Source organism: Pseudomonas sp. WS 5021 (assembly GCF_012985535.1).
Lineage (GTDB): Bacteria > Pseudomonadota > Gammaproteobacteria > Pseudomonadales > Pseudomonadaceae > Aquipseudomonas.
Window position 1 is genome coordinate 22705 of sequence record NZ_JAAQWP010000016.1, and the last position, 12147, is coordinate 34851.

General features: G+C 56.7%; 16 protein-coding genes. 7 read left to right on the forward strand and 9 right to left on the reverse strand.

The window, feature by feature from the left end; translation table 11 throughout:
- Positions 1 to 4: 4 nt before the first annotated feature.
- Together HBO19_RS27955 and HBO19_RS27960 are read right to left on the reverse strand one after the other, a co-directional pair.
- On the reverse strand, positions 5 to 775 hold the full coding sequence (locus HBO19_RS27955) for a hypothetical protein (protein WP_038445905.1): 771 nt from the start codon (positions 773 to 775) through the stop codon (positions 5 to 7).
- Between the two features lie 129 nt (positions 776 to 904).
- Entirely contained in the window at positions 905 to 1093 is a 189-nt protein-coding gene (locus tag HBO19_RS27960) for a hypothetical protein (protein WP_130898273.1), read from the reverse strand.
- A 268-nt stretch (positions 1094 to 1361) separates the two neighbouring features.
- On the opposite strand from HBO19_RS27960, the gene HBO19_RS27965 reads away from it, so the two are divergent.
- The 6 genes from HBO19_RS27965 (at position 1362) to HBO19_RS27990 (ending at position 6753) form a co-directional block, all read left to right on the forward strand.
- Positions 1362 to 3122 carry a PRTRC system ParB family protein gene (locus HBO19_RS27965; RefSeq protein ID WP_038448153.1) on the forward strand — a complete coding sequence of 587 codons (1761 nt, stop codon included), beginning with the start codon at positions 1362 to 1364 and terminating at the stop codon, positions 3120 to 3122.
- A 14-nt stretch (positions 3123 to 3136) separates the two neighbouring features.
- Entirely contained in the window at positions 3137 to 3595 is a 459-nt protein-coding gene (locus tag HBO19_RS27970; RefSeq protein WP_038445900.1) for a hypothetical protein, read from the forward strand.
- An 11-nt stretch (positions 3596 to 3606) separates the two neighbouring features.
- On the forward strand, positions 3607 to 3819 hold the full coding sequence (locus HBO19_RS27975; protein WP_038445898.1) for a PRTRC system protein C: 213 nt from the start codon (positions 3607 to 3609) through the stop codon (positions 3817 to 3819).
- A gap of 195 nt (positions 3820 to 4014) precedes the next feature.
- Positions 4015 to 5289: a hypothetical protein gene (locus tag HBO19_RS27980; protein ID WP_169899105.1), complete on the forward strand. Its 1275-nt coding sequence runs from the start codon at positions 4015 to 4017 to the stop codon at positions 5287 to 5289.
- Entirely contained in the window at positions 5279 to 5980 is a 702-nt protein-coding gene (locus HBO19_RS27985; protein WP_169990626.1) for a hypothetical protein, read from the forward strand. Before HBO19_RS27980 ends, HBO19_RS27985 begins: the two co-directional genes overlap by 11 nt.
- Positions 5980 to 6753 (forward strand): PRTRC system ThiF family protein, encoded by a 774-nt coding sequence (locus tag HBO19_RS27990; protein ID WP_038445892.1) that lies wholly within the window; start codon positions 5980 to 5982, stop codon positions 6751 to 6753. The genes HBO19_RS27985 and HBO19_RS27990 overlap by 1 nt, the downstream gene beginning before the upstream one ends.
- 1 nt (position 6754) lies before the next feature.
- Here HBO19_RS27990 and HBO19_RS27995 read toward each other — a convergent pair whose 3' ends face one another.
- Positions 6755 to 7054 (reverse strand): helix-turn-helix transcriptional regulator, encoded by a 300-nt coding sequence (locus HBO19_RS27995; protein WP_038445891.1) that lies wholly within the window; start codon positions 7052 to 7054, stop codon positions 6755 to 6757.
- Between the two features lie 130 nt (positions 7055 to 7184).
- Here HBO19_RS27995 and HBO19_RS28000 point away from each other — a divergent pair, with 130 nt between their 5' ends.
- Positions 7185 to 7607, forward strand: a complete 423-nt coding sequence (locus HBO19_RS28000; protein ID WP_038445889.1) for a hypothetical protein — start codon at positions 7185 to 7187, stop codon at positions 7605 to 7607.
- Here the strand turns inward: HBO19_RS28000 and HBO19_RS28005 are convergent.
- The 6 genes from HBO19_RS28005 to HBO19_RS28030 all read right to left on the reverse strand — a co-directional run.
- On the reverse strand, positions 7584 to 9128 hold the full coding sequence (locus HBO19_RS28005) for a Tn3 family transposase (RefSeq protein ID WP_076964876.1): 1545 nt from the start codon (positions 9126 to 9128) through the stop codon (positions 7584 to 7586). The genes HBO19_RS28000 and HBO19_RS28005 overlap by 24 nt on opposite strands.
- Positions 9129 to 9398: 270 nt before the next feature.
- On the reverse strand, positions 9399 to 10265 hold the full coding sequence (locus tag HBO19_RS28010) for a sterol desaturase family protein (protein ID WP_024015049.1): 867 nt from the start codon (positions 10263 to 10265) through the stop codon (positions 9399 to 9401).
- 68 nt (positions 10266 to 10333) lie between these two features.
- The gene (locus tag HBO19_RS28015) at positions 10334 to 11080 is read right to left on the reverse strand and encodes an AraC family transcriptional regulator (RefSeq protein ID WP_170058691.1); all 747 of its coding nucleotides are present in this window, start codon (positions 11078 to 11080) and stop codon (positions 10334 to 10336) included.
- Positions 11080 to 11589 (reverse strand): signal peptidase II, encoded by a 510-nt coding sequence (gene lspA / locus HBO19_RS28020; protein ID WP_003452327.1) that lies wholly within the window; start codon positions 11587 to 11589, stop codon positions 11080 to 11082. Before lspA ends, HBO19_RS28015 begins: the two co-directional genes overlap by 1 nt.
- Positions 11586 to 11933, reverse strand: a complete 348-nt coding sequence (locus HBO19_RS28025) for a DUF3703 domain-containing protein (protein WP_024015047.1) — start codon at positions 11931 to 11933, stop codon at positions 11586 to 11588. The genes lspA and HBO19_RS28025 overlap by 4 nt, the downstream gene beginning before the upstream one ends.
- A 105-nt stretch (positions 11934 to 12038) precedes the next feature.
- On the reverse strand, positions 12039 to 12147 hold a 109-nt coding region (locus HBO19_RS28030; RefSeq protein WP_138762977.1), incomplete at its 5' end, for an IS3 family transposase.

The following is a 12147-nucleotide window of genomic DNA, read 5'->3' on the forward strand; positions in this document are numbered from 1 at the left end:
AGGGTCAGGCTATAGCGCGCGGCCGGCTAGCGTAAGTCGCGTCAGCACGATTCGCTAGAATCTGAATATGGAGGTCCACAAGAAATTCGTGTCCACGATCTGGAGTCATGAGTGCAACTCCAAACAGTTCGTTTGCTGCAATGCTTCCGCCGGTCCCGTGAAAGCTTTCTTTTCCCTCTATCATGGAAAATATCCCCTCGAGATAACCTGTCTCAACCGCGTCAGCAGATAAATTCGGATTTGTGAGTCCGAAAACTTTGCCCGTTGGCCACTCCAGGTCCCCAAGTGGGGGAAGGTTCTCCAGTGCCCAGTAGCCGGTGCGTTTGACGGCTCGTGCGAGCTCGTAGTGCTTCTGGTCACTCTGATACCAGCCCCCAACCGAATGGAGCTTTTGCCGTGCCTGATCCAGACGATCAAGCTGTACGGCGCGAATAGAGCGCTCGTATTCAGGAAGGTTGTCAAAGCCATCGATCCAAATCGGGACAATGCGTAGCGCCTCCCAACGCAGTAAACAGCGCATAAGTGATGAGCGACTGCCATTCATGAAGACTTCGCCTGGCTGCACCAATTGGTTGTCGCTGTTGTACAGGCCAACTAGGCAGTTTTGGTGGAGCCAAATATTTCGCTGAATGAAGTCGTAGATTGCTTCAGCATTGTGCAGGAGCGGGTCACTACCGACAGGGCCACTAAGTGTCTGGTGCGAGAGGGTGACCATGTGCCGGTCAATAAAGTACGGCCTCATTTTACCGAGGGCGCAGAGACTACGGATTTTCATTAAGTCGAAGCCTCCTAATTCATTCACACAGGAGGCTATCGCCAGGGAGGGACCAAAAGATTCGTTTTCAGGACGCTGGAGCGACAGATTTACTTGCGTCGTCCCGATCCACCCACAACAAACTCCTCATCAGATCGGCATTATCCCAAGGGAAAAGAGCATCCCAACCAAGGAGCCAGTCAGAACTGAAAACGAGAAGGTGAGGTCGCGGAGCATTCGATGTTTCTTGCTCATCCGTCGCGTCAGCACCGCTCCACAACATGCACCGACCAGCAGCCAGCCGAGAAAAATAGCCACTTTTATCTTGAGGTCGGACATTGCAATGACTGCATATGATTCCGAGGAATCAGCGAGTGCATATGAAACTGGCATAGCGATGAGTGCCAGAACGAGAGCGGATTTTTTCATTCAATTTGAGCAGACGTCTGCTCCCCCTACTTGTGAAGCAAGAAATATATCTACTCCCCCCGAAGTTGGTTCCTGCTTTCAGCCACTATTTGCGCCCGAATTTAACGACACCCTTAGCGCTTGGGATTTTCCGTGAATGAGGGAAGCTGAACTCATTGCAAACACGGAGTTTAGCCAAGTGAATCAGCAACTAGCCCAAATCCTCCCCCTCGGCCGCATCCGCAGGAACCCGCAAATTGACCCGCGCAAAGGCCGGAAGAAGTCCGCTTATGAGCAACTGGTGCGTTCTATCAGTGCCAAGGGCATTATCCAGCCGATTCTGGTGAGGCCAGTAAGCGATGACCCGAACTTCGACCATGAGGTGGTCGCAGGCAACCGGCGCTGGACGGCGGCCCACGATGCGGGCTTGATCGAGGTTCCCGCCCTGATCCGTGCTATGAGCGATCAGGAAGCGCGGTTGATCGCCGCACTGGAGAACCAGGTGCGGGCGGACCTGACACCAATAGAAGAAGCCCAGCATGCCGTAATCTTGCTGGAGGACATGGCCAACGACCACTTGGCGGTGATGAAGGCGCTGGATTGGTCTAGAACCAAGCTCGACAGCCGTCTGCTGCTGGCCCATGCCTGTGATGAAGTTGCCGATGCCTTGCTGGAGGAGCAGATCAAGATTGGGCATGCCGAATTGCTATGCCGTCTCCCCGCTTCCGATCAAGCGGGCATTCTGTTGAAGATCATCGAGAAGAACTATTCAGTCGAGCAGACCAGAGCACGCCTGTTAGAGCTGACGCGGGATGTTTCGACTGCGCGTTTTGATACCACGGAATGCCGGAGTTGCATCCACAACTCGGGCGCGAATGCTGATTTGTTCGAAGCAAGCCTTGGGGCGTCTCGCTGCCAGAACTCCGTCTGCTGGAACCGGAAGACCGAGCAGCTAATTTCTGTTCGGTTGATTGAGGCGCAAGAGGAGCACGCGGTAGTTCACAGCGAGCTAAATCTCGCCAAGGACTCATACGTCAAGCTCGTAGCACGGGGTGATGATGGTGTAGGAGAACAACAGGCAGCGGCATGCGCTACCTGTGCAAGCTTCGGCGCAGTGGTCACGGTGTCGAGGGGGCGCGAAGGCGATGTGATCGGTGGCATGTGCTTCAACAAGCCTTGCCACAAGGAGAAAACCGCCGTGTACAAAGCCGCACTAGCCTCCTTATCGAACACAGCACCATCCACATCTGCCGGGACCGCTGCCGGGGGAACACCGGCCAAGCCGAAAGCCGCAAGCGCTAAGCCCACCCAGGTGAAGAAGTCAATACGCCGTGTCGCCTTCGACCTCTACGCTCGTATGAGCAAGCAAGCTGTCCTCAATGATCGCTCGCTAGCGCTGGCAGTTGCCATCGTCAGCATGTACTTCGAAATGCGCAGCGACCTCAAGAGTGAGGTGCGCGCACCGATGGAGAAGGCGATGGGCGTCACAAGCTCCCTGATGCCAACGGCCCGCGCCGATGCCGAGATTCGGCTTGCGCAACTTGGAGAGGAGAAACTCCTCACTTTCATGGGAAGCATGGCTGCCGCCTCGCTATTCCGCACAGATAACGCAGACGCATTTGAGAAGTCTGTTTCGGGTGCTCAGTCGCTCAAGTTCATGGAGTACGCCCAAGTCGATCCGGCCAAAGGTTTCGCCATGAACGAGACCTATCTCAAGGCTCAGGTGAAGGCGGGCATCATCGAAGATTGCAAGCGCTCAGGCTTTGCCACCGCCTACAACGAGGTGAAGGGCGAAAAGGCTTTTGAGGGGCTGACCACCGGCAAGGCAAGCGTTCTGATCGACGCAGTGTTGGCCTTCAAAGAGTTCAACTGGTTGGGTTATTTGCCGCCTGCGTTAGAACTATCGGTACAGGGCGGGAAGAAACCCGCTCCCCAGCAGTCCGAATCGACCCAAGCCTGACAGGGAGCATCATCATGCAATCCACGTTTTTATCCGTTATGGCCGCTGCATTGGCGGGCACTCAACACCGCGTCAATGTCGCCATCGAAAACGCGTCCGCCGACACGTTGAAGGTGATGATTACCGCTGACCTCGGCCCCACTCCTGAAAAGGCATCGGAACCCGAAGTGCAGCTTCGGGCCGCCATGTGCCGCCCGCTGATCTTGGTAGGAAGCGCTTTAGAAATCGAGGAGGCGCTGATGAAGCGCCTCACCCAGCAAGTCCAGGCCCTGAATGAGGGTATGAGCCTGCTGGAGCAAATCCGCTCGATTGGTGCGACCGTACAGTCGAAAGCTACCGTGCCAGCTCCAGTGGAGGCAGAACCGGCTGACCTTGACATTGAGCCAACTGGAACCGATGCACAGGTAGGAGGTGGTTCGGGTGCATCGAGCAACTCAGACGAGCCTACCCTGAACCTCGCGGGCTCTTTCTAGGAGTTGGACTCATGGCACTTATTGAAATTTCTCTCGCCCGCGTTTTCCGCTACGGCGGACGCGACCTCGCCGATCCGCAGCCCGACATGGCAGTGACTGACGTGCTGAAACACTATGCCCGTCAGTTCCCAAAGCTTAACGGAGCGAAAATTATCGACCCCATTGTGGAGAATGACAGCTATGTCTACGAGTTCCGAGACGGCGGATTCGGCGCAAAAGGTTGACCCACTCGAAGTCCTTAAGGCGTGGGAGCGTGGCGAAATCGATCGCCACCTCCCATCCGGTATCGAACCCGATTGTTTAGACCACCAGCAGAGACAAAGGCTATGGAAGTTGCTGTCATCCCCCGCCAACCAGGGCACTATCGACTTCCAACTGCCGCGCTGAGCCCCCTTAGCTTGCCGAGTATCGGGTCTGCGATGCGCAACGCGCAGGCCCGACTTTTTAGCGATAACGGCGTGGGGTTGGTTGATCATCGCGGTCATAGCATGCTGTGCCGGGAGGCGCTGCAAGCCGGTCTGGTTGGCGATAGCGCCATTGAGTGGCTTCGGCAGTATCCAAATAGCTACGGCCTCCACCGCCTCACTGGTGAGGTTGTGCGGCACCTTAGTACGTCATTTCGCATCAGCGACAAAGGGCTGTTTCCACAGGGTGACGTCCTGCTGAATCGGCTGAATACCCCATACGTCGATCCAGTTGAGACGGCGTCCTACGCATTAGCTGCGATAGACGCAGGGTTAGTCGGCCTCGATGCTCTTGCCCCTCACATTGAGGCTGGCACTGACGGCGCTGGCAGGATAATGGCGGAGATGGAGCGCTCGTTGATCAGCCGGGTCAAGTTGCCCGTTGCCGTCGAGAAGGCGTTTTCCTTCGGAATTCAGGATGGTCATTTCATTCTGGAGTCGTGTTGCTTCGCTGATTTCACAGTCCAAGCGCCAGCAAGCTTGGAACTCCGAGTGCTTCTTTTCAAGACACTCGACGCGATGACTCGCCACCTACTGCCGTTCCACACGCCAATGACCTTCTTGGGGCAATTTAGCTACTTCAATCATGGGCTTTCAGAGGCTTACGAGGAGCTGGCCCCGCGTTTGGCTACACACACGAGAGAAGATCTTTGCACGTTCTTGTTGGACGAATCGGTCGAGCATGAGGAATACATCGCTGAATATTTCTACTGCAATGGCCAAGATGAGGATGCGGTAAACACCTTGATCGATTCTGTCTACGAGATGGGCGAGTTGAAACAGGTAGCTGGAGCCAGCCTCAGTCAGGGAGATAGGGCAGAAATTTTGGAGCTTCACGAGCAGGCACGGCAAATCAGTGAGCGCGATGACGATCACCGCGCGCTGGTGCAAGTGCTGGGGGAAGCTTTGCATCACTGCCTGGAGCAGGAGGCTAATGAATCACTCAAGGGGTTCCATCCTTCTGATTTCCCAGGCACAGCCGGTGATGGCGTAACCCTTTTCGAGAGCATTCTGGTTCGCCTGACTAGGGATTTCCCGAATCTGGAGCAGAGTAGCAATGACGGATTTGACGGCATCGTCGGCGGCTCTGGCTTCCCAGCCATCGGATTACCGCTGAACCCTGAGCAATTGCGATCCGTCACTCTGCCAGTTCTAGATGCGCTATCTCTGACCTTGGGTCTGTTGCAGCGAATCGCCGACGCTTTAGAGGAATGCTGTAATGCTGAGTGAAAATGTTTCGAGCAAGGCCATGCTGATACACCACCACAGTCAGACTGGCGTGGTTTCCGTCACAAGTCATAGCGTCATCCCGCTGGAAGATGGTAAGGCCGGCTTCACGCTTGGTGCTGGCAGGGCCTTTAGCTCCTATGACAAAACCGAACTGGCTGCTTTGCTGTTGAATGAGGATTCGGGGGCGGAATTTCTGCCAGAGAGATATCTGTTCAGCTCACGCACAGTGTTGACCTGGTACCGCCGACCCGGCCTTCACGATATTCCGTTCCGTGATGAGCGCATCCGCGCCCCCTTGCCAGGGTTGATCTTCATCGCAGCGGCAAATCAATCTTTCCGTTGCTTTGCGTTCAAAGGTAATCAGCGCCCGACACCGGACACAGAACTGTTCTATGCCCCGCTGGGGAATGTGTATGAGGGTGGGACATTCTGCACCGGCAGCGGCAACGTTCCCCGCGATGTTCGACGTGAAAATATTCCGGCATGGGAGAACTTCGTGCTTGAGAGCGAAAACATACACAGCGGCACGATTGAGCCGGTGGCGGGCTGCCGCTCCTTTGAGCGATTGAAGGAGTTCTATCGAGCATTGAACGAGAAAGGATCGAAGCGGTTCCCAGCCTCGAAACTGGTTTCTGCTGGTTCTTACCGTGGCCCGCTGTCGCTTGCGCAGGCTATCAAAGGGGGTGAGTAATGAGCGTTCATCCGATCACAGCTAAACAATTACCAATCTATAAGACGCCAGCGTCGTGGCTTGAACGCGCACCCCGAATTTTGGTTATTGGAGCGGGCGGCAATGGCAGCGAGGTAGTTGATGCGCTGGCCAGCTTCCATCATGCACTTCGTTCTCTAGGACACCCAAAAGGCTTGGATGTCACCGTCATTGACGATGCCATCGTGCGCGAGCCTAACCTCGTGCGTCAGCGTTTCTGGCCGTGCGATTTGGGCCAATACAAGTCAATCAGCTTGGTGAATCGTTACAACCTCATGCTGGGTACTACTTGGGTGGCCCTGCCCTTCCGGTTCCCTAGTCATGAGAGCAAAGAAGTGATCCGCGCTGCCGACGTGATCATTTCCGCCGTTGACCTTCCTTCTGCGCGCCGCGCAATTGCCAGCAGCCCTCTCCTACCCCGAAATTGCATGTGGCTTGACCTGGGCAACGAGGCACGCCATGGGCAGGTTGTGTTCGGAGCCGCGCACGTAGACAAGCGGAGCATCTATCCCAACGTAATGGATGCTTATCCGGAAATCGGAACGCTCGAGGATGACACGAAGAAGTCCTGCTCAGTAGCGGAAGCCATTCGCTCGCAGGACTGCTTGGTCAACCGGGCAGTTACGACTGCCGGAATGAGTATTGTGTGGGAGTTGCTACGAACGGGGGAAACTGACAAGCACTGGATCACCGTGGATCTGGCGTCCGGTTGCCAAAATGCATTTCCGTTCCCTGCTGTTCAGCACTGCGCCTAAATCAACGGCCACCGCCTTCGCATTGATCCAGTTGCTGCTCCATCTGCGATATCAGGTAAGCAGCTTTAACATCGAGCGCTTTGGACAATCTCATGATCAGGGGAAGCGTGGGGAGGCTCTCCCCACGCTCAATTTTTCCCAGGTGCGCCCGCTCCACCCTAGCCAGGAGAGAAAGTTTCTCCTGGGCCAGGCCCGATTTTAGGCGTTCTTCGCGCACAACGTTACCGAAAGCTTTTGCTACCCGAGGGTCAAAGCTCGATTTTCCTGCCGGTCGCCCGCGTGTTGGTGGTCGCTTCTCCATAGACAGAAGCGTTATCGGCAGGAACAATTAAAACCACGTTTAAGAATACCCATTTTACTGGATACGCTATTGCTTCAGTGGTTCGCCGATCTGCTTACTTGCTTACCACCTCGGCAAAAGGAACATGCATATGAACCGAGTTACTAACTCCATCCCCCAGCATTTGCTGGAGCTTTATCATGAATTGAGCGCATCGCGGGCTACCCTTCTTGCATTGATTGAGTCCGAGGGAACCGGCATTCATCGTCGTTCGTTGGTCCAGATTGACCGCATGATTGCGGAGATTTTTTTCCCGGTTGGGTTTGTTGTGTACCAGGAGAGTGAGGATTTGGCCTTGGCCGAGGCTGCACGACCAAATCAGACAGGTCTAGCGTGGTGTGTGATCAGTTGCGAGCGCGACGTTCGGGTGCTGCTGTGTCATGAAACCAAGGAGGAGAATTTGCTTACGATTGAACAGGTCATCACCGGCTATGCGCTGGTACCAAATCATCTACCTGGGGAGCCTACAGAATTCGGAAAAAATCGTACGCTAAGGTTTTCCGACCTGTCGTAGCGGCCTAAATTTCCCGTCTTCTAGCTTGCGGCTCTGCCGCCAAACGTATTCGCCGGTCAGGTTGATGTGCTCCCAGCCCAGCGGCGACAGATATTGATACAGGTCGGTGTTCACCGGTTTTCCGGCGTCTGTCAGCCCTTGAGTGGCACGTTCCAGGTAGACCGTGTTCCACAGCACTATTGCAGCAGTTACCAAGTTGAGGCCGCTGGCTCGGTAGCGCTGCTGCTCGAAGCTCCGATCCCTAATTTCACCGAGACGGTTGAAGAACACCGCTCTGGCCAAGGAGTTGCGCGCCTCGCCTTTGTTCAGCCCTGCATGCACGCGACGGCGCAGCTCGACACTTTGCAGCCAATCCAGAATGAACAGCGTGCGCTCGATCCGGCCCAACTCCCGCAGGGCGACGGCCAGGCCGTTCTGGCGTGGATAGCTGCCCAGCTTACGCAACATCAGCGAGGCGGTGACAGTGCCTTGCCTGATCGATGCTGCCAGACGCAGAATTTCGCCCCAGTGAGCGCGGACGTGCTTGATGTTCAGGGTGCCGCCGATCATTGGCCTCAGTGTCGGGTAGTCCTGGACGCTCTGTGGCACATACAGCTTGGTTTCGCCCAGGTCGCGGATGCGCGGCGCAAAGCGAAAGCCCAGCAGGTGCATCAACGCGAAGACGTGATCGGTAAAACCTGCCGTGTCGGTGTAGTGCTCCTCGATCCGCAGATCCGACTCGTGATACAGCAGACCATCGAGCACGTAGGTCGAATCCCGTACACCGACATTCACCACGCGGGTGCTGAACGGCGCGTACTGGTCGGAGATATGGGTATAGAACAGTCGTCCTGGTTCATTGCCGTACTTCGGGTTGACGTGCCCAGTGCTCTCGCCTCGTCCACCTGCACGGAAGCGCTGGCCATCGGAGGAGGATGTGGTGCCGTCCCCCCAATTGGTGGCAAAGGTGTGATGGAGCTGGCTGTTGACCAGTTCGGCGAGCGCCGCCGAGTAGGTTTCGTCGCGGATGTGCCACGCTTGCAGCCAAGACAGCTTGGCGTAGGTCATACCCGGACTCGAGTCGGCCATCTTGGTCAATCCAATGTTGATGGCATCGCCGAGGATCGCGGACAGTAGCAGTGTCCGATCTTTGGCCTGGGCACCATCCTTCAGGTGGGTAAAGTGACGTGTGAACCCTGTCCACTCATCCACATCCATCAACAGTTCGGTGATCTTGATGCGCGGCAGTAACTGACTGGTCTTGTCAATCAGCGCCTGGGCGGTATCCGGCACCGCCAAATCCAGCGGCGTGATCTTCAGTCCGGACTCGGTGAGGATGGCGTCGGGGAGTTCGTTGTCCTTGGCCAGCTTGGCGACGGTCGCCAGTTGCTCATCCAGCAACTGCAAGCGCTCTTCCAGGTACTGGTCGCTATTTGGGTTGATCGCCAATGGCAGCGCCTGTTTCTGCTTGAGCGCGGCAAACGTCGCGGGCGGTATCAGGTAATTGTAACGGCTTGCAAACGAAAACGTCCCGACCTGCAATCAATACGATTTTCGACCGGAATTAACTGCGACTGACCGGCCCGGCAAACCAGTATTAGCTGCGAATGAACCTGCATTTATCCGCGCTGACCTGCATTCCATGGCTACCAACCAGCATTAATTGCAAATGACGGGGCTTATAGGTAGTGAATCGATTGCCTCGTTAGAGCGCATGTCTGCTTGGCATGCGGGAACATCTAGTCTCTTCCGCCCACGAGCCAGATCATTCCAGGCAAACACATGGGGCCTACAGCTTTGAGGCCCACTACGCTATGTGCGGGCTCGGTCTCGCCCAAAGGGTTCGGTCAACTGACCAAGGTAACCCTTGGGATAGTCCCTCTCACGCAAGCCGACATTGGCGTCGCCCTGCTTTCCTGTACTGTCGTAGAACGTCCCGAATAGCCGATCCCACACCATCAGAAATTCGCCGCAGTTCACCTGGGCATCTTCGAAGTCGCGCTTGTGGTGCCAACGATGAATTTCAGCCACCCCGATGACATGGCGCAGCCAACCCAGCCGGTAATCCAGGTTCGAGTGCTGAAAGCCCAAGTGAACGGTCAGAATGCCGAACCAGGTGGCAACCACTGCCGAAGGCGCGCCGGATGCAAACAGCAGCACCAATCCCGGGCCAGCCATGAGCATCGCATGTAGGGGATGCCGGCGCTCCCCATTCATCCAGTACAAGCGCTCGGCGCTGTGGTGAATCATGTGAAAACGCCACAGCCAGGGTACGTGGTGGCTGATGCGGTGCATGGCATACAGGCTCAGATCGAGCACGACGGCGACCAGCAGCAGCTGAACCCAAAGTGGACTCTCGACTGGGAAGAGACGAACTGTAGCCGGCACTGCATCGCCCAGCCTGGCCAGGATTTCGGCGGTGAACTGGATGACGGAAAGATTCACCAGCATATGCACCAGGTCGGTCAGGGTGTCCTGGTGATCCTCCAGCCAGCCCTCCCGGAAAGGCTGGATACGCTCCAGCCCCGCGACGGCCAATAGACCGACTGCGGCTACCAAGGGTGTGCTGGGCCAGTACGGCACCCCGGCGTACAAGGCCCAGACCATGAAGGCGGCGCTGCCACCAAACACGAGCGGATAGCTCAACCAGCGTAGGGCGAATCGAAGAGAAGTGGACATCGCTCAGCTCCTATGTAGAGAGCCTTCACGGTAGGTGCAGAGGACGACGTTCGACTTGAACGAAAGAGCTATGACTTCTGGAGATCGACCGCAGCCAGGGCGGAGGACGGATCGATGCCCAGCAGCGCCCTGAATGTCCGGGAGAAATGCGCCGAGTCGGAAAAACCTGCCGCATGCGCGGCTTCGGTCAGCCGTCCCCCTTTGGCCAGGTGTTGCAGGGCTTGGGTGAGGCGCAGCCATTTGACATAGCTGCGCAACGGCAGGCCGGTTTGCTCCACGAACCAATGGGAAAAACGCGTGGGTGACAAATGCACCAACGCGGCCATTGCCTCACGCCCCATTTGGCCTTCGCGCAGCGCTGCGGTGACCTTGGTCAAGCGCGGATCAGGGATTGGTGGATCGGCAAGCCGCAACAGCCGACGTACCTGCGCCTGCAACTGGACAGGCGAATGCCCCGACGCCCTCAGTGCCTCGACCATCGCAGCAATATCGGCCGCTACGATCTCCATCAGCCTCACGGCTTCGCTCACCCGCAAGGCACGCGCCTCATCGGACAGCACATCCAGGTAGATCGACAGGACATGCCCAGCACTGAGCCGGTGCTTCAAGCCTGCCGGAATCAAGATGGCAGCCCCAGATTGCCCACCCAACGGCGTTTCAACCGTTATCGCGGCGTCGAGCCCCACTGCAATTTGATGTGCTTGATGATGGTGCCAATCCTGGTGGGCGGCATGGCCGAGAAAGACGCCGATACCGGGGCCGACCCAGGCATGGCCTGACCAGCGAGCCACTTCTGCGGCATCCGAGCTTCGCATTATCTGCCCCGGTCCAGTTCCGCGCTTGGACTCAGCACACTGCTCAGGAGCAACATGGCGGCACCGCCCACGATGCCGATGTCCGCCAAGTTGAATGCAGGCCAATGCCAGGATTGCCAGAAAAAATCCAGATAGTCGATCACATGGCCTCGGAAGCTGCGATCGATCAGATTCCCCACTGCCCCTCCCAGTATGAGGCTATAGCCCAGCGCTTCGAGCTTGGCCCTGGGCTTACGCAAGAGCAACGCGAGCCCAATCGAAACAACCAGTGCGAGGAGAATGAAGAAGTAGCGCTGCCAACCGCCCGCGTCAGCTAGGAAGCTGAACGCTGCGCCGGTATTCCAGAAATGGACCAGATTGAAGACTGGGGTCAGAGGAACCACGGCGCCGACCGAGAGCGAACCCTCAATTACATATTTGATCGCCTGGTCGGCCAGGGCAACGGCTAGCGATAGCGTCCACCAGAGCCCGGGAGTGATACGGTGCGCCATTCCAAGTGGCGATTTCATTGTTTCGCTCCCTGAAACAGTCGCTGCAATCCGGGTGAGACGGGCATCGGCGCGAATGCACTGATCCTCGCGCGTCCGGTATTGCCGAGCGGTACCCAGATCTTCGAGAACAACACGGCAGCGATGATCCGTGGTGCTTGGCCGAACATTTCCCGGTAGTCGCGCAACTGCCAGCCAGCCCTTAGCATCAACCAATGGCTCCGCGCATGCAGGACGGGCATGTGCTGGCTCAAGATGTGGGCGCGCTCGAGCCAGGGGAATGCCTCGGTTGGCGCCTTTTCACGGAGTGCTGTCCTTGCCTGGAAAAAGGCTTCATCGATGGCATTGCGGAGGGCGGTATTCATCTGGAACTCACTTGCGCAGCAGTTGGAAGGCCATGATTCTGGGCCGATCGTGCAAGTGAACACCCTGTAGCCGCTATAGGGTCAAGCTGAATCGCCCCGGGTTTCCTAGACACTCTCCAGGCTCGCTGCGTAACGCTTTTCAAACTCTACCGGTGACAGCTGATTGTTGAAACTGTGGCGTCGTTTTGGGTTGTAAAACATCTCGATGTAATCG